The sequence below is a fragment of the Arthrobacter sp. zg-Y895 genome, assembly GCF_020731025.1.
Lineage (GTDB): Bacteria > Actinomycetota > Actinomycetes > Actinomycetales > Micrococcaceae > Arthrobacter_B.
The window spans coordinates 76811-96158 of the sequence record NZ_JAJFZY010000013.1; the positions used below are offsets into that span (position 1 = coordinate 76811).

The 19348-nt window shown below is 66.6% G+C and carries 19 protein-coding genes; 17 read left to right on the plus strand and 2 right to left on the minus strand.

The annotated features are described in order from the left end of the window. Positions 1-111: 111 nt before the first annotated feature. On the minus strand, positions 112-579 hold the full coding sequence (locus LJ760_RS16695; protein WP_227924447.1) for a GNAT family N-acetyltransferase: 468 nt from the start codon (positions 577-579) through the stop codon (positions 112-114). 62 nt (positions 580-641) lie between these two features. Then, positions 642-1268: a TetR/AcrR family transcriptional regulator gene (locus LJ760_RS16700; RefSeq protein ID WP_227924448.1), complete on the minus strand. Its 627-nt coding sequence runs from the start codon at positions 1266-1268 to the stop codon at positions 642-644. 143 nt (positions 1269-1411) lie between these two features. Between LJ760_RS16700 and LJ760_RS16705 the strand changes: the two genes are divergently transcribed. From LJ760_RS16705 to LJ760_RS16785, 17 genes are all read left to right on the plus strand, one after another. Beyond that, positions 1412-3016, plus strand: a complete 1605-nt coding sequence (locus tag LJ760_RS16705) for a carboxyl transferase domain-containing protein (RefSeq protein WP_227924449.1) — start codon at positions 1412-1414, stop codon at positions 3014-3016. 6 nt (positions 3017-3022) lie between these two features. Then, positions 3023-5191 (plus strand): acetyl/propionyl/methylcrotonyl-CoA carboxylase subunit alpha, encoded by a 2169-nt coding sequence (locus LJ760_RS16710; RefSeq protein WP_227924450.1) that lies wholly within the window; start codon positions 3023-3025, stop codon positions 5189-5191. Continuing rightward, positions 5178-6341 carry an acyl-CoA dehydrogenase family protein gene (locus LJ760_RS16715; protein WP_227924451.1) on the plus strand — a complete coding sequence of 388 codons (1164 nt, stop codon included), beginning with the start codon at positions 5178-5180 and terminating at the stop codon, positions 6339-6341. Before LJ760_RS16710 ends, LJ760_RS16715 begins: the two co-directional genes overlap by 14 nt. Positions 6342-6385: 44 nt before the next feature. Further along, a complete protein-coding gene (locus tag LJ760_RS16720; protein WP_227924452.1) occupies positions 6386-7168 on the plus strand; it encodes a CoA transferase subunit A in 783 nt (260 codons plus the stop codon). Between the two features lies 1 nt (position 7169). Further along, positions 7170-7811, plus strand: coding sequence for a CoA transferase subunit B (locus LJ760_RS16725; RefSeq protein WP_227924453.1), 642 nt, complete (start codon positions 7170-7172; stop codon positions 7809-7811). Positions 7812-7842: 31 nt separating this feature from the next. Then, positions 7843-8349, plus strand: coding sequence for a MaoC family dehydratase (locus LJ760_RS16730; RefSeq protein WP_227924469.1), 507 nt, complete (start codon positions 7843-7845; stop codon positions 8347-8349). Between the two features lie 43 nt (positions 8350-8392). After that, on the plus strand, positions 8393-9205 hold the full coding sequence (locus LJ760_RS16735; protein ID WP_227924454.1) for an HpcH/HpaI aldolase/citrate lyase family protein: 813 nt from the start codon (positions 8393-8395) through the stop codon (positions 9203-9205). Between the two features lie 31 nt (positions 9206-9236). After that, on the plus strand, positions 9237-9914 hold the full coding sequence (locus LJ760_RS16740) for an NAD(P)-binding oxidoreductase (protein ID WP_227924455.1): 678 nt from the start codon (positions 9237-9239) through the stop codon (positions 9912-9914). 109 nt (positions 9915-10023) lie between these two features. Continuing rightward, positions 10024-11250, plus strand: a complete 1227-nt coding sequence (gene dxr / locus LJ760_RS16745; RefSeq protein ID WP_227924470.1) for a 1-deoxy-D-xylulose-5-phosphate reductoisomerase — start codon at positions 10024-10026, stop codon at positions 11248-11250. Between the two features lie 31 nt (positions 11251-11281). After that, entirely contained in the window at positions 11282-12625 is a 1344-nt protein-coding gene (locus LJ760_RS16750; protein WP_227924456.1) for a M50 family metallopeptidase, read from the plus strand. Between the two features lie 1253 nt (positions 12626-13878). Then, positions 13879-14508 (plus strand): MarR family transcriptional regulator, encoded by a 630-nt coding sequence (locus LJ760_RS16755; RefSeq protein WP_227924457.1) that lies wholly within the window; start codon positions 13879-13881, stop codon positions 14506-14508. Beyond that, positions 14505-14858, plus strand: coding sequence for a hypothetical protein (locus LJ760_RS16760; protein WP_227924458.1), 354 nt, complete (start codon positions 14505-14507; stop codon positions 14856-14858). Before LJ760_RS16755 ends, LJ760_RS16760 begins: the two co-directional genes overlap by 4 nt. 58 nt (positions 14859-14916) lie before the next feature. Then, positions 14917-15207, plus strand: coding sequence for a YciI family protein (locus LJ760_RS16765; RefSeq protein ID WP_227924459.1), 291 nt, complete (start codon positions 14917-14919; stop codon positions 15205-15207). 140 nt (positions 15208-15347) lie between these two features. Continuing rightward, entirely contained in the window at positions 15348-16514 is a 1167-nt protein-coding gene (gene ispG / locus LJ760_RS16770) for a flavodoxin-dependent (E)-4-hydroxy-3-methylbut-2-enyl-diphosphate synthase (protein WP_227924460.1), read from the plus strand. Further along, positions 16489-17373 (plus strand): GNAT family N-acetyltransferase, encoded by an 885-nt coding sequence (locus tag LJ760_RS16775; RefSeq protein ID WP_331460738.1) that lies wholly within the window; start codon positions 16489-16491, stop codon positions 17371-17373. The genes ispG and LJ760_RS16775 overlap by 26 nt, the downstream gene beginning before the upstream one ends. 175 nt (positions 17374-17548) lie before the next feature. Beyond that, the gene (locus LJ760_RS16780) at positions 17549-18388 is read left to right on the plus strand and encodes a hypothetical protein (RefSeq protein WP_227924461.1); all 840 of its coding nucleotides are present in this window, start codon (positions 17549-17551) and stop codon (positions 18386-18388) included. Between the two features lie 140 nt (positions 18389-18528). Continuing rightward, complete coding sequence (locus LJ760_RS16785; protein WP_227924462.1) at positions 18529-19242, plus strand: hypothetical protein; 714 nt, start codon at positions 18529-18531, stop codon at positions 19240-19242. Positions 19243-19348 lie beyond the last annotated feature (106 nt).

Consider the following 19348-nt stretch of genomic DNA (forward strand, 5'->3'; position numbering starts at 1 on the left):
GCGTAGGGATTGCCACAAACCGTAGGGATTCCGACAAACCGAAGGGAATCCGGGCCCGGTGCCCTGAAATCACGCGCTTCCCGGTCCGGCGTGGCAGGAAAAGCGCGGGAGCTAGGCCAGTTCGAGCTCGAGTTCCTTGACCACGGCGCCGCGGGCATTGGCGAAGCCCTGCGTTTCACCGATAACGGTGAAGCCGTATTTCTCCAAGATGCGGATGGAACTGACGTTGTCCGCAACGGCACGTGCCCGGATCGGGCGTTCGGCGAATTCCTCCAGGAACAACCCCACCGCCGCGGTGGTGATGCCCTGCCCCCAGTGCGCCTTGTCAATCCAGTAGCTGATCTCGGGAATGTCACCGTCACGGTAGGCGAGGATGCTGCCTACCACTTCGCCGTCGGCCACAATGGTGCGCACGGTGACGGTCGGATCGTTCAGGATGCTCTGCCAATGGTGGTCAAAGACGCCGCGGTCCGCCGGGTTCTTGGCGCTGAACGCGGCCATATGGTTGGCACTCGGGTCCAGCTGGTGGGAGAAAAACTCCTCCAGGTCGGCGGGAACTACGGCACGAAGCTCAATCACGGCAGGTCTTTCTGCTCGGGGGGTGGAGTTCTGCCTGCCGGGAACGCCGGCAGGCCTGACAGCTATTGGACGTTCAAGGCCGCCCACGCCATTCTATCGAGCAGCGTACGAAGCCTTGCCGTCTCGCGGGCGCTGATCCGGCCGCGGACGGTATGGGAGGTGGAATTGATCAGGCCGAAGACACCTTGGGCCCGGTGCCGCAGCAACGGCAGGTCGGAGCCGGGGTGCAGCGCGGAAAGCGCGTCCACCCAGACCTCGACGTACTGGCGCTGCAGGGAGCGTACCCGCCGTTCGTCGCCTTCCGGCAGGCTGCCCAGATCCCGGTCCTGGACCCGGATCACGTCCGCCTGGCGCAGCGCGAAATCAACCTGGAATTCCACCAGGCCGCGCAGGGCGATTTCCGGGGTCGAAGATTCGGCGACCACCGCCTTCCCGCCCTCCAGCAGGTCCTCGCTGACACCGATCAACAGGGCGGAGAGCACCGCGGGTTTGCCGCTGAAATGCCGGTAGACCGCCGGTCCGCTGACCCCTGCGGCGGCACCGAGCTCCTCAATGGAGACACCGTTGTAGCCGCGTTCGGCAAACAGGGATGCGGCGGCGTCGAGCATTACTGCCCGACGGGAGGCCTTTGCCTGGCTGCGCCCGGTCATTCGGGCCTCTGCTGTTGCTTCGTCTTTTGCTACGTCCATTCCCACCCCTTCTGATTGGACTGCGCATTTATTCCTATTGTGGTGGACAGGTGAGTTAATAACCAATAACCTGACTTGGGTTAGGGGTTATTAACTCAGCTTAGTGCAGGGTTTTCCCTCGCCACTGTTGCAGAAAGACGTCAATGGAGACACTGAAATCCGGGTTGGATACGGCTTCGGCCGCGTTTGCCGCAAATGCCGCGGCGCAGCAGGCGCTGGTACAGGAGCTGCGCGGACGGCTGGCGGACGCCGCCGCCGGCGGACCGCAGCGTTCCCGCGAGCGGCACACGGCACGCGGAAAGCTGCTGCCCCGCAAGCGGGTCATCCGTCTCCTGGACGAGGGCAGCCCCTTCCTTGAAGTGGCGCCGCTGGCCGCTGCGGACATGTACGACGGCGAGTGCCCCGGTGCGGGACTGATCGCCGGCATCGGCCTGGTGCAGGGCCGGCAGGTGATGATCCTGTCCAATGACGCCACGGTCAAGGGCGGAACGTACTACCCGATGACGGTCAAAAAGCATCTGCGGGCACAGGAAATCGCTTTGGAAAACCGGCTGCCGTGCATTTACCTGGTGGACTCCGGCGGAGCTTTCCTTCCCCGGCAGGACGAGGTTTTTCCCGACCGGGAGCATTTCGGCAGGATTTTCTTCAACCAGGCGCAGATGTCCGCGCGGAAAATCCCGCAGATCGCCGCCGTCCTGGGCTCCTGCACCGCCGGCGGCGCCTATGTGCCGGCAATGAGCGACGAAACCGTGATTGTGCGCAACCAGGGGACCATCTTCCTGGGCGGCCCGCCGCTGGTGAAGGCAGCCATCGGTGAGATCGTCACCGCGGAGGAACTGGGCGGCGGAGACGTGCACTCCCGCATCAGCGGCGTCACCGACCATCTGGCCGAAAACGACGCCCACGCCCTGGAGATAGTGCGCAGCATCGTGGAGACCTTCCCGCAGCAGGAACCGGTAGGGGACATTGCGGAGTCCCGGCCGCCCGCCGAGGACCCGGCCGAAATCTACGGCACCGTTCCCACCGATCTGCAGACCCCCTATGACGTACGCGAACTGATCGCCCGCCTGGTGGACGCCAGCGAGTTCCACGAATTCAAGAAGGAGTACGGCACCACCCTGGTCACCGGGTTCGCCCGGCTGCACGGCCACCGGATCGGCATCGTTGCCAACAACGGCGTGCTGTTCAGCGAATCCGCACTCAAGGGTGCCCACTTCATTGAGTTGTGCGACCAGCGCGGCATCCCCCTGGTGTTCCTGCAGAACATTTCCGGGTTCATGGTCGGCCGGGATTACGAAGCAGGCGGAATCGCCAAGAACGGCGCCAAAATGGTCACCGCGGTGGCCACCTGCCGCGTTCCCAAACTGACGGTGGTGGTGGGCGGTTCCTTCGGAGCCGGCAACTACTCCATGTGCGGACGGGCGTACTCGCCGCGCTTTATGTGGATGTGGCCGGCCGCCCGGATTTCCGTCATGGGCGGAGCCCAGGCATCGTCGGTGCTGGCCACCGTCAAGCGGGACCAGCTCGAGGGCCGCGGCGAGGAATGGCCGGCGGAGGACGAGGAAGCCTTCAAGGCCCCGATCCGCGAAACCTACGAAACCCAGGGCAGCCCGTATTACTCCACGGCACGGCTGTGGGACGACGGCATCATCGACCCACTCGACACCCGCACCGTCCTGGGCCTGGCCCTGGACGTCTGCGCCAACGCACCCCTGCCGGAGACCTCCTTCGGCCTGTTCCGGATGTGAGCGACTATGACCCCGCAGCCCTATAACGCCGCACCGCTTTTCGAGACCGTCCTGGTTGCCAACCGCGGCGAAATCGCCTGCCGTGTAATCCGCACCCTGAGGACGCTGGGGATCCGGTCGGTGGCCGTCTACAGCGACGACGACGCCGGTGCCCGCCATGTGCGCGAAGCCGACCTCGCGGTCCGGCTCGGCCCGGCACCGGCCCGGCAGAGCTACCTCTCCGTGGACGCAGTGCTCGCCGCCTGCCGCAGCACCGGGGCACAGGCCGTGCATCCCGGCTACGGGTTCCTGAGCGAAAACGCGGACTTCGCCTCCGCCCTGGCTGACGCCGGAATCACCTTCATCGGCCCGCCGGTCCGGTCCCTCGATCTGATGGGGGACAAGATCCGCGCCAAGAACCATGTGCAGGCACACGGCGTACCGGTGGTTCCCGGGATCGCCGAACCAGGCCTGGACGACGCCCGCCTGCTGGCGGCCGCAGCCGACGTCGGCTATCCCATCCTGATCAAGCCCTCCGCCGGCGGCGGCGGCAAAGGCATGCAGGCCGTGCAGAATCCCGGCGACCTGCCGGCGGCACTGCAGACGGCCCGGCGGGTGGCCGCGTCGGCCTTCGGCGACGACACCCTGTTCCTGGAACGGCTGGTCTCCTCACCCCGGCACATCGAGGTGCAGATCCTCGCGGACACGCACGGGAACGTCGTCCACCTGGGGGAGCGGGAATGCTCGCTGCAGCGGCGGCACCAGAAAGTCATCGAGGAAGCACCCTCCGTGCTGCTGGACGCGGCCACCCGGGAACGCATCGGCGAGGCGGCGTGCAATGCCGCCCGCTCCGTGGATTACACCGGCGCGGGAACCGTGGAGTTCCTGGTTTCCGACGCCGCTCCGGACGAGTTCTTCTTTATGGAAATGAACACCCGCCTGCAGGTGGAACATCCAGTGACCGAAATGGTCACCGGCGTGGACCTGGTGGCCGAGCAGATCCGGATTGCCGCCGGGCATCCGCTGTCCCTCAAACAGGAGGATGTCACCCTCACGGGGCATGCGGTGGAAGCCCGGATCTACGCGGAGGACCCGGAGCGGGACTTCCTGCCGACGTCGGGCTCCGTGCAGTGGCTGCGCGAACCCGCCGGCGACGGCGTCCGGGTGGATTCCTCCCTGCTGCCCGGACTGGCCGTTTCCTCCAGCTATGACCCGATGCTGGCCAAGGTCATCGCCTGGGGGCCTGACCGTGCCGCCGCACTGGCCCGCCTGGACACGGCGCTCGCGGGTACCGCAGTGCTGGGCATCGGCACCAACGTGGAATACCTCCGCCTGCTGCTGGCCGATCCCGATGTCCGCGCCGGGCGGCTGGACACCACCCTGATCGAGCGGCGCCTGCCCGGACTGAAGTTCCGGTCGCCGCAGGTCCCCGAACTCGCCGCAGCCGCCCTGATGTACGTGCAGGAGCTGGCGGACACGGCGTCGGGTTCTCCCTGGCGGCGGGCGGACGGCTGGCGGATCGCCGGAAGCGGTGCGGGCGGCGGGAACGGCAACGCCGGCGGAACGCCCCTGCACCTGGTCTTTGCCGCCCCGGCACCCGGCGGCAACGACGTCGAAGTGGTCGTTACCGGCACCGCTCGGGACGCAGCGGTGCGGATCGGCGGGATAACGCACACCGCCTCCCTGCTGGCCGGCAGCGGGACCCGGGACGGGGGACGCGTGAGCGTTTCCCTGGACGGGGTCCTGCACAGCTTCACTGTCGCCGCCGAACCGGAAACCGGGGCGTTCTGGCTCGCCGGAGGAACGGCCGGCGAACTGTTCACGGTCCGGTTGCGCCTGCGCAGCCGGCGCGAGCAGCTGGACCGGCACCTGGCGGCAGCCGGACGCGTTGCCGGCGAAGCGGACCCGGTGGTGCGCTCGCCGATGCCGGGCACCGTCGTCGCGGTCGCCGTGGCGGACGGTGACCGGGTACCCGCCGGGGCGGCGCTGCTCAGCGTCGAAGCCATGAAGATGGAACACCAGCTGCGGGCACCCATGGCCGGCATCGTCTCCCTCAGCCTGAAGCCCGGAGACCTGGTGAAGGCCGACCAGGTCCTGGCCACCCTCACGCCGGAAACGGAAACGGAAACGGATTCCCGCACCGACGCCGCAACAGACCCGCACAACGAACAAGGAGCAGACCATGCCCGACTTTGAACTCAGCGAGGAATACCAGGACCTCTCCGACACGGTGCGCGACTTCGCTGACGAAGTCATCGCCCCCGTGTCCGCCCAGCACGACGCGGAGCACAGCTTCCCCTACAAGGTCATCGCCCAGATGGGGGAGATGGGACTGTTCGGGCTGCCCTTCCCGGAGGAATACGGCGGCATGGGCGGAGACTACTTCGCCCTGGCCCTGGCGCTGGAACAGATCGCCCGGGTGGACCAGTCCGTGGCCATCACACTGGAAGCCGGGGTCTCGCTCGGCGCCATGCCCGTCTACCGGTTCGGCAACGAGGAGCAGAAGCAGAAATGGCTGCCCCTGCTCGCCAGCGGCGAAGCGCTCGCAGGATTCGGCCTCACCGAACGCGAGGCAGGCTCCGACGCCGGCGGCACCAAGACCACCGCCCGGCTCGAGGACGGGCAATGGATCATCAACGGCAGCAAGGAGTTCATCACCAACTCCGGCACCGACATCACGCGCCTGGTGACCGTCACGGCCGTGACGGACACCGTCACTGAGCCGGACGGTTCCGTCCGGAAGCTCATCTCCACCATCCTCGTGCCGACCGAAACGCCCGGCTTCACGGCCGAAAAGCCGTACAACAAGGTGGGCTGGAATGCCTCGGACACGCATCCGCTGACCCTCACCGACGTCCGGGTGCCGGAGGCGAACCTGCTGGGTGCCCGGGGGCGGGGCTTTGCGAACTTCCTGCAGATCCTGGACGAGGGCCGCATCGCCATCGCGGCGCTGGCCACCGGTGCCGCGCAGGGGTGCGTGGATGAATCCCTGCGGTATGCCAAGGAGCGAGAGGCGTTCGGCGCGGCGATCGGCACCTACCAGTCGATCTCCTTCAAGATCGCGCGCATGCAGGCCCGGGCGCACACGGCCCGCCTGGCCTACTACGACGCCGCCGCCCGCATGCTCGCCGGACGTCCCTTCAAGACGCAGGCCGCGATCGCCAAGATGGTGGCCGGCGAAGCCGCCATGGACAACGCCCGCGACGCCACCCAGATCTTCGGCGGCTACGGTTTCATCAACGAGTTCCCGGTGGCCCGGCATTACCGAGATTCCAAGATCCTTGAAATCGGTGAGGGTACTACTGAGGTGCAGTTGATGCTGATTGCCCGCAGTATGGGCCTGTGACAACCGACGGTGACTTTGCCAACTGAGAACGAACGGACACTGCCATGATCAACAAGGTGTACCCCGGTGCGGCCGAGGCCGTCGCCGATATTCCGGACGGCGCTTCCCTGGCCGTGGGCGGCTTCGGCCTCTGCGGTATTCCGGTGGCGTTGATCGATGCCCTGCATGCCGCAGGCACTACGGACCTGGAGACCGTCAGCAACAACTGCGGCGTGGATGACTGGGGGCTCGGCCGGTTGCTTGCCGACCACCGGATCCGGCGTACCGTCAGCTCCTATGTCGGGGAGAACAAGGAATTTGCCCGCCAGTTCCTCTCCGGCGAATTGGAAGTGGTGTTGACCCCGCAGGGCACGCTCGCCGAGAAGCTGCGCGCCGGCGGCGCCGGCATTCCGGCCTTCTACACCCCGGCCGGGGTAGGCACGCAGGTGTCCGAGGGCGGCCTGCCGCAGAAGTACGACGCCGAGGGGTCCGTGGTGCTGGCCTCCGACCCGAAGGAGGTCCGCAGCTTTCACGGCGCGGACTATGTGCTGGAGGAATCACTGACCCCCGACTTCGCCCTGGTCCATGCAGCGAAGGGAGACCGGCACGGAAACCTGGTCTTCCATGCCACGGCCATGAACTTCAACCCGCTCTGCGCCATGGCCGGGCGCATCACCATCGCCGAGGTCGAAGAGCTGGTGGAGCCCGGGGAGCTGGACCCCGAACACGTCCACGTCCCCGGGATCTTTGTCCAGCGGGTGGTCCTGGCACCCGACGCGGAGAAACGCATAGAGAAGCGGACGGTTACGGCCGGCGCAGGCAGCACCAACGGAAGCAAGGAGTCCTGAGATGGCACTGAGCCGGCAGGAACTGGCCGCCCGGGTAGCCCGTGAGCTGCACGACGGCGAATACGTGAACCTCGGCATCGGCATGCCCACGCTGATTCCGAACTACATCCCCGAAGGCGTGGAAGTGGTGCTGCACTCCGAGAACGGAATCCTCGGCGTCGGGCCGTACCCCACGGAAGACCAGCTGGACCCGGACCTGATCAATGCCGGAAAGGAAACCGTCACCGTGAACAGCGGTGCGTCCTTCTTTGATTCCGGTGCCTCCTTCGGCATGGTGCGCGGCGGTCATGTGGACGTCGCGGTACTGGGTGCCATGGAAGTGGCAGCGAACGGCGACCTGGCCAACTGGATGGTGCCCGGAAAGATGGTCAAGGGCATGGGCGGGGCAATGGACCTGGTGTTCGGCGCCAAGCGCGTGATCGTCATGATGGAGCACCTGGACCGGGCGGGCCGGCCCAAGATCGTGCGCGAATGCTCCCTGCCGCTGACCGGAAAGGGATGCGTGGACCTGATCGTCACCGACCTGGCCGTGATCGAGGTTGGGCCGGAGGGGCTTGTGCTGCGCGAGACCGCTCCCGGCGTCAGCGTCGAGGAAGTAGTTGCGGGCACGGATGCACCGTTGGAGGTTTCCCTTGACGTATGAGGAGCCCGACGCCGGCACCGAGGAGGTCGCGATGGCCCCTCGGGTCATTGAGCAGCGCGGCCTCTGGTTCGAGGAGTTCGAGCCGGGAGCGGTTTACCGCCACCGGCCCGGCCGCACCGTCACCGAGGCGGACAACGTCCTGTTCACCACCCTGACCATGAACACCCAGGGCCTGCACCTGGATGCCGCCTACAGCGGGGCCTCTCCGTTTGGGCAGCGGCTGGTGAACTCCATGTTCACCCTGGCCACGATGGTGGGCCAGTCGGTGGGGCAACTGACGCAGGGCACCCTGGTGGCGCAGCTGGGGCTGGGGGAGGTCAGCTTCCCGCACCCGCTCTTCCACGGCGACACCCTGTATACCGAAACCGAAGTCGCGGACAAACGGCTCTCCTCTTCCCGTCCCGGGCAGGGGATCGTCACGCTGACCCACACCGGCAGGAACCAAAACGGGGACATTGTCGGGCGGTGCACCCGGACCGCCCTGATGTGGACGGAGGAGGGCTACGCCGCACATGAGGCAGGCGCCGGCACGCGATAGGTTGGATCGGCAAGCACAACAGGAAAGACCTAGGAGTACAGCGATGACCACCTTCCCCATGGGACCAGCCCTGCTTTTCTGCCCGGGGGACCGGCCCGAACGATTCGGCAAGGCTGCCGAGCGGTCGGACGCCGTCATCCTGGACCTCGAGGACGCCGTCGCTCCCCGGGACAAGGAAGCGGCCCGGAAGAACATCATCGCCGCGGAGCTGGACCCCGAACGCACCATTGTCCGGGTCAATCCCCTCGGGACGGAGGACTTCGAGAGAGACCTCGCCGCCCTGTACCAGACCCCCTACCGCACCGTGATGCTGGCCAAGACGGAGGACGGACCCGCCGTCGCCCGGGCGCTCGCCGGTTTCACCGTCGTCGCCTTGCTGGAAACGGCGCTGGGCGTGGTCCGGGCCGCGGAGATAGCCGCTACGGAGAACGTGGCTGCCCTGATGTGGGGCGCCGAGGACCTGCTGGCTTCGCTCGGCGGGGAATCCAGCCGCCACCAGGACGGCACCTACCGCAGCGTCGCCGTGCAGGCCCGCTCCACGGTGCTGCTCGCAGCCGGCGCCTTTGGCAAGGGGGCCATCGACTCGATCTACGGCAACATCCCGGATACCGAGGGGCTGGAAGTCGAAGCGCGCGACGCCGTCGCTTCGGGGTTCGCAGCCAAGGCCTGCATCCATCCCGGCCAGGTCGCTGCCGTGCGCGCCGCTTACGCACCGGACCCCGCGGACGTCACCTACGCCGAGCAGGTGCTGGCCGAGGCCAGGAACCACGGGGGAGTGTTTAACTTCCGCGGCCAGATGATCGACGGTCCGCTGCTGAAGCAGGCCGAGCAGACGCTGCGCCGCGCGCAGGGCTGAATCCCGCCGTGACGGCCGCTACTCTTTCATCATGCGCATAGTCATAGCGGGAGCCCACGGAAAAATCGCACGCGAACTGGGACGCCTCATGGCGGCTGACGGACACGATGTTGCCGGCCTGATCCGCAACCCGGACCAGGTAACGGACCTGGAGGCGGACGGCGTCGCACCGGTGGTGCTGGACCTGGAGAACAGCACCCTGGAGGACGTTGTGCAGGTCCTCACCGGTGCGGATGCGGCCGTCTTTGCCGCCGGCGCCGGACCGGGAAGCGGTGCGGCCCGCAAGGACACCGTGGACCGCGCCGCCGCCGTACTGCTGGCCGACGCCGCCGAACAGGCAGGAGCCGGCCGGTTCCTCCAGGTCTCCTCCGGCGGCCTTGACGCCGTCAGAGGCGGCGCCCGCCCGGAGTCGATGGACGAGGTGATGTACGCCTATCTGGTGGCCAAGCTCGCCGCCGAAGAAGACCTGATGGCACGCAGCCAGCTGGACTGGACAATTGTCCGGCCGGGCATCCTGACCAACGACGCACCCATCGGCCTGGTGGAACTCGCCCCCGAGGTGGACCGGGAGTCCATCCCTCGCGCCGACGTCGCCGCCGTCCTTGCCGAGCTGCTCAGGACCGGCAACGGCGTCCACCAGGCGCTGGGCCTGGTCTCCGGGACCACGCCTGTTCCCGACGCCGTGCAGGCACTGCAGCCGGCCCGCTAGTTCCGGCTTCCCGTTTCCTCCGGCTTCCCGCTTCCCGCTTCCCCGACGCGCGACGATGCCGAAGGTCGCCGGGCTGCGGGATACTGGAGGCATGCAGCCTTCCGACTCGATGTCCTCCGACCACGACTACGTCCGTTCCCGCCGGCCCGGTTCGGACCATCTTCCCCGGCGGATAGTTCTGCTCGGCTCCACCGGGTCGATCGGAACGCAGGCCATCGACGTGGCCGACGGCGCACCGGAGCGGTTCCGCATTGTGGCACTGGCAGCCGGCGGGTCCAACCTGGAGCTCCTGGCCCGGCAGGCCGTGCACACCCGGGCGGAGGCGGTAGGCTGCGCCGCCGTCGACCTGCCCACCCTGCACCGGCATATTTCGGACGCCGCAGCCGCTGCCGGCCTCACCGGATATACACCTGAACTGTTTGTCGGAAAGTCCGCGGCCACCGCAATCGCCGCCTGGACCGAAGCCGACGTCGTGCTCAACGGCATCACCGGGTCGATCGGACTGGAACCCACGCTGGCCGCCCTGGCTGCGGGGCACCTGCTGGCCCTGGCAAACAAGGAATCCCTGATCGTGGGCGGAGAACTGGTCAAGCGTGCCGCTGCTCCCGGGCAGCTGGTTCCGGTGGACTCCGAGCATTCGGCACTCGCCCAGGCCCTCCGCTCGGGCACCCACGGCGAAGTGGACCGGCTGGTGGTGACGGCCTCGGGCGGTCCGTTCCGCGGGCGCAAGCGCTCCGAACTGGCGGACGTCACGCCGGAACAGGCACTGGCGCACCCGACCTGGAACATGGGCCGGGTGATCACCACCAACTCGGCCAGCATGGTCAACAAGGCCCTGGAAGTCATCGAGGCGCACCTGCTGTTCGACATCCCGCTGGACCGGATCGACGTCGTCGTCCATCCGCAGTCCATGGTGCATTCCATGGTGCAGTTCGTGGACGGCTCCACCATTGCCCAGGTCTCACCGCCGGACATGCGGCTGCCGATCGCCCTGGGCATGGGCTGGCCGCACCGGGTGCCCGGCGCCGCACAGCCCTGCGACTGGACCCGGGCCACCGAATGGACCTTCGAACCCCTGGACGAGGAAGCCTTCCCCGCCGTCGCGCTGGCCAAGCAGGCGGCCGCTGCCGGGGGCACGCGCATGGCCGTCTACAACGCCGCCAACGAGGAAGCCGTGGACGCGTTCCATGACGGGTTGATCGGTTTCACAGACATCGTTGATACGATCGCCGCCGTACTTGAGGAAGCCCCGGACTCGGGGCCGCTCACCCTTCAGTCGCTGCTGGCGGCGGAGGAGTGGGCACGTGCCGCTGCGCGGAAGCGTTGTGGAAGATGACAAGAGCCGCAGTTGAACTGAAGGAAGCCCGTTGACCATTCTGCTTTTCATCCTTGGCGTGCTGTTCGTGGCGGTCGGCATTGCTGCCTCCATCGCCCTGCACGAGGTAGGCCACCTCCTGCCGGCCAAGGCCTTCAAGGTGCGGGTCACCCAGTACATGATCGGGTTCGGGCCCACGGTCTTCTCCCGGACCCGCGGCGAAACCGAATACGGTGTCAAGGCACTGCCCCTGGGCGGCTACGTTTCCATGGTCGGCATGTTCCCGCCCAACAAGGAGCACGACGGCGAGGTGCGGCGTTCGAGCACCGGCATGTTCCAGCAGCTCGCCACCGAAGCGCGGCAGGCCGAGACCGACCGCCTGGTCGAGGGCGACGAGAACCGGGTCTTCTATAAGCTTCCCGTGTACAAGCGGATCATCATCATGCTCGGCGGGCCGTTCATGAACCTGCTGATCGGCGTCGTGCTTTTTGCGGTCCTGCTGATGGGCTTCGGTACCGCGCAGACCACCACCACGCTGGCGGAAGTCAATAAGTGCGTGATCACTGCCGAGCAGCAGGCGGCCACCGGCCAGACCGACTGCACGGAAGCCGATCCTGCTGCCCCCGCCCATGAGGCCGGCCTGCTTCCCGGGGACACCATCACGAAGTTCGACAGCCGGGACGTTACGTCCTGGGAAGAGCTGACGGGCTGGATCCGCGAGGCTGCCGGACGCACGGTTCCGCTGACCTATGAGCGAGACGGTGTCGAAGCCCAGACGAGCATCACGCCGCTGCTCACCGAACGCCCGGTGGTGGGCGACGACGGCGCCGCCAAAACCGACGACGCCGGCAACTACCTCACGGAGGAAGTGGGCTTCATCGGAGTCGGCGCAGAGCAGGAACTGGTGAACCAGCCGGCGACCGCTGTGCTGCCTGCGGTGGGGGACAACCTGGTCAACATTGCCGGTGTTGTGGTCAACCTTCCCCAGCGCCTGGTGGACGTTGCCCAGGCAGCGTTCTCCTCCGAACCGCGGGACCCGAACGGACCCATGAGCGTGGTGGGCGTAGGCCGCATTGCCGGGGAGATTTCCGCGGAGGAAGCCATTCCGCTAACGGATCGGGTGGCAACACTCATTGGACTCGTTGCCAGCGTGAACCTGGCGCTGTTCGTCTTCAACCTCATTCCGCTGCTGCCTCTGGACGGCGGCCACGTTGCCGGGGCGCTGTGGGAGGGACTGCGGCGCCGCATGGCGAAGCTGTTCCGCCGTCCGGACCCGGGGCCCTTCGATATGGCGAAGCTGCTTCCGCTGACGTACGCCGTGGCGGTGCTGCTGATGGGAATGGGCGCGCTGCTGATCTACGCGGACATCGTGAAGCCGGTCAGCCTGTTCAACTAGGTTTCCTTGTTTCCGTGTGTTCCCGGGTTCCGGGTCCGGCGCGGGCCTGCTCCGGTGCCCGGAACGGCGGCAACGAAATCCCTCGCTCGCAGAGCTCGCCGGGATATTAAAGCCGCCTTATCCGGGCACCTGCACAGGGCCGTCCTCCGGGGGCCCTCCTGATCCGGGCGCCTGCACCGACCCCGGTGATGACCCGGGGGTGCCCGCCTTATCCGGGCGCCTGCGCGGACCCCTGTCCCGGGTGGCCGCCTTGGCCGGGCGCCTGCACCGACCCCGGTGACCCCGGGCGCCCGCCTTATCCGGGGTCACCGGCGCGCGTCTGCCGGTACCGATCCGGGTAGGCCTGGAAAGTGTGCAGATCCGGGTGGCGGTGGTATTCGCCACCGAGATTCCGTATCGGGACATCACTCGGGCTTCAGTAGGACCGGTCACCGGGCTGGCGGAGGGTATGGGGCTCCGGATCCTGCCGGGTGCCACAGGCTACCTGGTTGGCGGACCGTCAGTTCGGATCGAATGCGGGCAGGGCGACGTGCTGGTGTCCTGTCGTGAACCGGAACGGCTCCTGTCCTGCCTGGCCAGTCAGAACGTGCCTACGGCATAGGACTTCGAGCTTCCAACCCGGGCCCGGCTCCCGCAGAGGGTCCCACGGTCTGAGGCGGGTGAGTACTCCTGGGGTCGCATCCGCCACAGCAGCACCACCGGGTGGGACGCTGTGTCCGGGGGAGATGCACTCAGGCGGGGGAACCGCAGAGGGTCCCACGGTCTGGGACGGGTGAGCGCTTCTGGGGTCACATCCGCCACAGCATCACAACCGGGTGGGACGCTGTGTTCGCGCCAGGTGCTTCAGCTGGGGGCTGCCGCAGAGGATCCCACGGTCTGTGACGGGTGAGTACTCCTGGGGTCGCATCCGTCACACCAGTACCATCCGGTGGGACGCTGTGTCCGGGGGAGGTGCACTCAGGCAGGGGAACCGCAGAGGGTCCCACGGTCTGGGACGGGTGAGCGCTCCTGGGGTCACATCCGCCACAGCATCACCACCGGGTGGGACGCTGTGTTCGCGCCAGGCCAGAAACCGCAGAGGGTCCCACGGTCTGGGGCGGGTGAGCGCTCCTGGGGTCACATCCGCCACAGCAGTACCACCGGGTGGGACCCTGTGTCCGCCAGGTTGGGCCACCGCAGCCCAGCCCCAGTTGCAAATGAGAATGAACCCGTAAACGGTTGCAATCTGATTTACATACGCTTACGGTTGCAATATGTTCGTCCTCACGATCGACCAGCGCAACAGCCAAGGCAGCGGCGACAAGGTACCGCAGCTCCTGGCTGCCCTCGCAGACCTGCCGATGCTGCTGGCCTTCGAACGGTCGGTAGGTGATGAAATCCAAGGCGTCTGCGACTCGGCCCAGACCGCTACCGACGCCGTTCTCCGGGTCCTGCGGGACGGGGACTGGTATGTGGGTGTCGGCGTCGGAGGGGTCCTTGAACCCCTGCCGCCCAGTCCCCGCGAAGCTGGAGGACCGGCTTTCGTGGCGGCCCGTCGGGCGGTTGACCGGGCCAAGAAAAGCGGTGACCGGCCGCCCGTCGCGGTGGAGGGATCGCCGGGTGCTCCCGAGGCGGAGGCAGTCCTGGTCCTGCTCGGCCGCCTGATCGCCGAACGCACGGACGCCGAATGGCGGATATTGCAGCACGTGGACCCCGGTAAATGGGGTTCGCAGACTGCTGCTGCCCGTAAGCTCGGCATCAGTTCCCAAGCGGTGAGCAAGGCGGCCAGGCGGGGCGGCTGGCAGGAGGAATGGGCTGCACGGCCCGCAGCGGCAGTATTGCTGGAGCGTGCCGATGACCTCGCCGGCGGAACGGGATCAGCTCAACGAAGGACGGATAAATGACGATTGTGTGGGTCGTGACCGGACTCCTGGCCGCCGCGCTGCTCGGCTGGCCCGTGACCGCCGGCGTGCTGCGCCTGGCAAGCGCGGTCCAGAACCCGCCGCCTCCGCCACCAGCTGCCATCCTCCGCGGCGGGCTGGCGATCGGCGTGCTGGAACGCCTCGCGGTGGCCGCAGCGGTCCTTGCCGACGAGCCGGTGGCGATCGCCTACGTCGTCGCAGTCAAGGGACTCGGACGGTACGCCGAGCTCAAGGAGACCCCGGCGGCGGCAGAGCGCTTCATCATCGGCACCCTGGCCTCGATGCTGTGGGCGGTGGCGGTAGCCGTTCCCATCCGGCTGCTCCTGCTCTAATCAAGGGAGCCCGGACCGCCTTACTGCAGCAGTCCGGGCATCCCGTAGGCTTGAGGACATGAGTATTTTTGCAGTTGAGTATGTCTACGACGCCGATTCGGCCGAACTCCGCGACCAGCACCGTCCTGCACACCGCCAGTGGCTGCAGCAGCTTGTGGATGAGGGACATGTCCTGTCTGCGGGCGCGTTCGTGGACGGCGCCGGAGCGCTGCTTTTGGTTGTTGCAGAGGACGAAACCGGCCTGCTTGCCCTGCTGAAGCAGGATCCGTTCGCCGTTGTCGGCGCTATTTCCGGCATGAAGACCACTGCCTGGAAACCTGCCCTCGGCGCGTTCTCCGACCTCGCGTAGCCCTGGCGTTCTAAGCCCACAGTGATATTCGCCCGCCCCCAGCAGTCTCTGTCCGGGGCGGGGTGATAATAGGAAGTGCGCGTTTGAATAGCGCGCGCTTCACAGCCTAATACCTGCCGTTTCGGCACATGGAGGACGTTTTGACCTCGGTCAACCTTGGAATGCCAGCTGCACCGCCGCCCACGCTTGCGCCCCGCCGCAAGACCCGCCAGATCAAAGTGGGCTCCGTTGGAGTCGGCTCGGACTCGCCGATCAGCGTTCAGTCCATGACCACCACCCCCACCACGGATATCAACGCGACCCTGCAGCAGATCGCCGAACTGACGGCGTCCGGCTGCGATATCGTCCGCGTTGCCTGCCCCAGCGCCGATGATGCGGCCGCGCTGCCGATCATTGCGAAGAAGTCCCAGATCCCCGTGATCGCTGACATCCACTTCCAGCCGAAGTATGTCTTCGCGGCGATCGACGCCGGCTGTGCGGCGGTACGTGTGAACCCCGGAAACATCCGAAAGTTTGACGACCAGGTCAAGCAGATCGCCAATGCCGCGAAGGACGCGGGCGTCTCCATCCGCATTGGCGTCAACGCCGGGTCCCTCGACCCGCGGCTGCTGGCCAAGTACGGCAAGGCAACGCCGGAGGCGCTGGTTGAATCCGCCGTCTGGGAAGCATCCCTCTTCGAGGAACACGACTTCCACGACTTCAAGATCTCCGTGAAGCACAATGACCCTGTGATCATGGTGCGCGCCTACGAGCTGCTGGCCGAACGCGGCGACTGGCCGCTGCACCTGGGCGTGACCGAAGCCGGTCCCGCTTTCCAGGGCACCATCAAGTCCGCCACCGCTTTCGGTGCGTTGCTGTCCAAGGGCATCGGCGACACCATCCGCGTTTCCCTCTCCGCTCCTCCCGTGGAGGAGATTAAGGTTGGAAACCAGATCCTGCAGTCGCTCAACCTGCGGCCCCGCAAGCTCGAAATCGTCTCCTGCCCGTCCTGCGGCCGCGCCCAGGTGGACGTCTACACGCTGGCCGAGCAGGTCACCGCAGGCCTCGAAGGCATGACCATCCCGCTGCGTGTTGCCGTGATGGGCTGCGTAGTAAATGGACCCGGTGAAGCGCGCGAAGCGGACCTGGGTGTAGCCTCCGGTAACGGCAAGGGCCAGATCTTTGTCAAGGGTGAAGTCATCAAGACCGTCCCCGAAGACCAGATTGTGGAGACCCTCATCGAAGAAGCGATGAGGATCGCAGAAGATATGGGAGAACCCGATGGCGAGGATGCTGGGACGGGTGGCCCCATGGTTACCGTCAGCTAAGTCCGATATCCGCAGCGCCTCCTCGAGTGCGGCGCTGCGGATCCTGCGCGACGACGACACGGTTGCACTGTGGGATCTGGCCGCCGCCGACCCGGTCGCCAACATCTTCATGCTTTCCCACTTGGAGACGGCCCGGACGGCAGCACCCACCTCGGCGGGTGGACGGATTGTGGGAGTGTTCGACGGCGCCAGGCTGATCGGTGCGTGCTGGTCCGGTGTCAATGTGGTGCCAGTTGGTCTCGATGCCGATACCGGCCCGGAGGTCGGACAGTATCTGGCCAAGTCGCGGAACCGGTTCTCGTCCATTTTCGGTCCCTCAGAGGCGGTGCTCTCCCTCTGGTCCGAACTCCGGAACGTTTCCCCGCAACCGTTCGACGTCCGTCCGGAGCAGCCTCTCCTGCAGATTGCCGAGCCCTCCGCCGTCGTTGCGGCGCCGGGACTGCGTCCCGCCCGCCTTGAAGAGCTCGATGTGCTCCTGCCCGCCTGCACGGCGATGTTCGAGGAAGAAGTAGGCTACTCGCCGGTCTCCAACGGAGACCGGCACTATCGGCAGCGGGTCAAGGGCCTGATCGAACGGCGTCAGTCGCTGGTGGACTTCGACGCCGCCGGCCGGGTGGTGTTCAAGGCCGAGCTCGGTACGGTCTCCAGTCAGGCCGTGCAGGTACAGGGTGTCTGGATGAATCCGGAATACCGGGGACAGGGGCTGAGCCGGTCCTACATGTCCGCCGTCGTTGGTGCCGCCCTGGACGTTGCCCCGGTTGTCAGCCTGTATGTGAACTCCTATAACGCTCCGGCCCGTGCCACGTATGAGGCCGTCGGCTTTCGCCAGGTGGGTACCTTCGCGACCATCCTGTTCTAGCCTGCCCTGCCCGGTCTGGTCGGCGCAGTGTCCGGAATGCCGTAGGCTCTGGGGCACGCACTCGGCACGGGGGAGCAGGTGCAGTGCGCCTGGCGGCACCCCCGCAGCCCCGTCCCGAGGTGCAGGCGCGGCCAGGCACCCTGTCCGCCGACAACGACGTTGGGGGATCAACAAGATGGCTGCTTTCACCACAAAAACAACAAGATCCGCATTCCGGGCCGGATCCCGGCGGGCAGGAGCCGCAGCCGCAGGTGCGGGTCTGGCGCTGGCCTTGGTCCTCACCGGCTGTGGAGGAGGCGATGAGCCTGCTGCCCGGGACGGCGGAGCCGCCACCGAAAGCGGGAAGCCGTCGCCGTCGAAGCCCGCGAAGTCAGCCAAATCAGCGAAGCCGTCCCCGTCCGCCACGACCAAGGGTGCCGCTGGAACCGGTGCGGGTGCACTCAGCGGCGCGGAGCTGGCCGCCGTCCTGAGCGAGGTGAACACCGATCTGGACATCGGCGGCACTGTGCTGGAAGAGGCACAGCTGAAGCAGAACACGGCCCAGGGCGTGGAGGCCCTGAAGGGTGTCGAGTACAGCCCCTGCAACCCGACAGAAGGCATAGATCCGACTAAGGCTCTCCGCGAGGCCAGTATGGGTGCCTTGGCTATCGAGGGCAACGCCCCGGGCATGCCGGACACCATCTCCGTCATCAGCTGGTCCAGTGAGGAGGCCGTTGCGGAAGAATCCAAGATGAGTAAGCGGCAGTTCTCGTCCTGCCCCGAGTACAGCCTGACCGCCAACGGGCGGACAGTTTCCCTGGCTGGTGAAGCGCTTGACATGCCTACCGTCGGCGACGCGTCGCAGGCATACGTCACCCGCCAGAGCATCGACGGCACCACGCAGACGTCAGTGGTACTGACCGCTTGGTCCGGCACGAGTTCAGTCCAGATCACCCTCCACGAGGCCGACCCCCAGGAAAGCATTCGCTACGTTGCTCCGATCCTCGAAGAGGTATTGGACCGTGTGGAGGGCTAGCGCCGATTTAGGGTGAGCGGTATCACGTGGTTAGGATTCTCAGTGGACTTCCTATCCGGAAGCCATGGCACCAATGTCGGCAGCAAAACAAAGAAGCGCTGCCGGATTGCGGCCGGAGAAACATCCAAATTGGGGGAAAATTGAAGAAAACCATCAAGGCCAGCGCCCTGCTCGTAGCCGGCGTCTTTGTCCTTTCGGGCTGCGGCAGCTCCGAGGGGAAGGAATCCGCGTCGGCTGAGTCCTCGCCCACCCCTACCGTGAAGGCGGTCGGGGAGAAGCAGTACACGGCGGATGAGCTGGAAGACGCACTCGCTGCGGTCATGAAGGACAAGGACCTGGACGGCCCGATCGGCAACGATGAGACGGTGCGTCCGGACATGATGAGCGCCGTCGATCCCCTGGAAGGCATCACCATCGCGCCGGCAGCCTGCGACGTGCTGGCCTCGACGAACATCAACAAGGTGCTGGACAACGCCTATATTGCAATCCTGCTGCTCAACGAGACTGATTCACTGACAGTCGTCAGCCACTCGGACCCGGCCGTCCTGGAGAAGCAGGTCGTGGACAACGACAAGCTGTTGGGCGAATGCGCCCAGTACACCATGGAAGGTCCGGGAGGACAGGCGACGGTGGTCAATGAAGGCATTGACGCGTCGACTGACGCGGATACCACCCAGGCCTTCCACTCGATCACGTCCAACGGAACCATCGAGGAAGGCATCACCCAGGTTGCAGCCGCCAGCGGCACCACGAATATCGCAGCCCGGTTCGTGAATGCTTCCGATCCCGAGGCTTCCGTAGCCGAGGCCGAGGAGATCATCAACGCGGTGTACGCCGAGCTGGAAAAGAAGTAGCCGGCGCTTCACCCCGCGTGACACGATTCCGGCGGGGCCGGACCTGCACTGCAGGTGCCGGCCCCGCCGCGTGGGTACGCCGTGTGTCCTGCTACCCCGGGGCGGG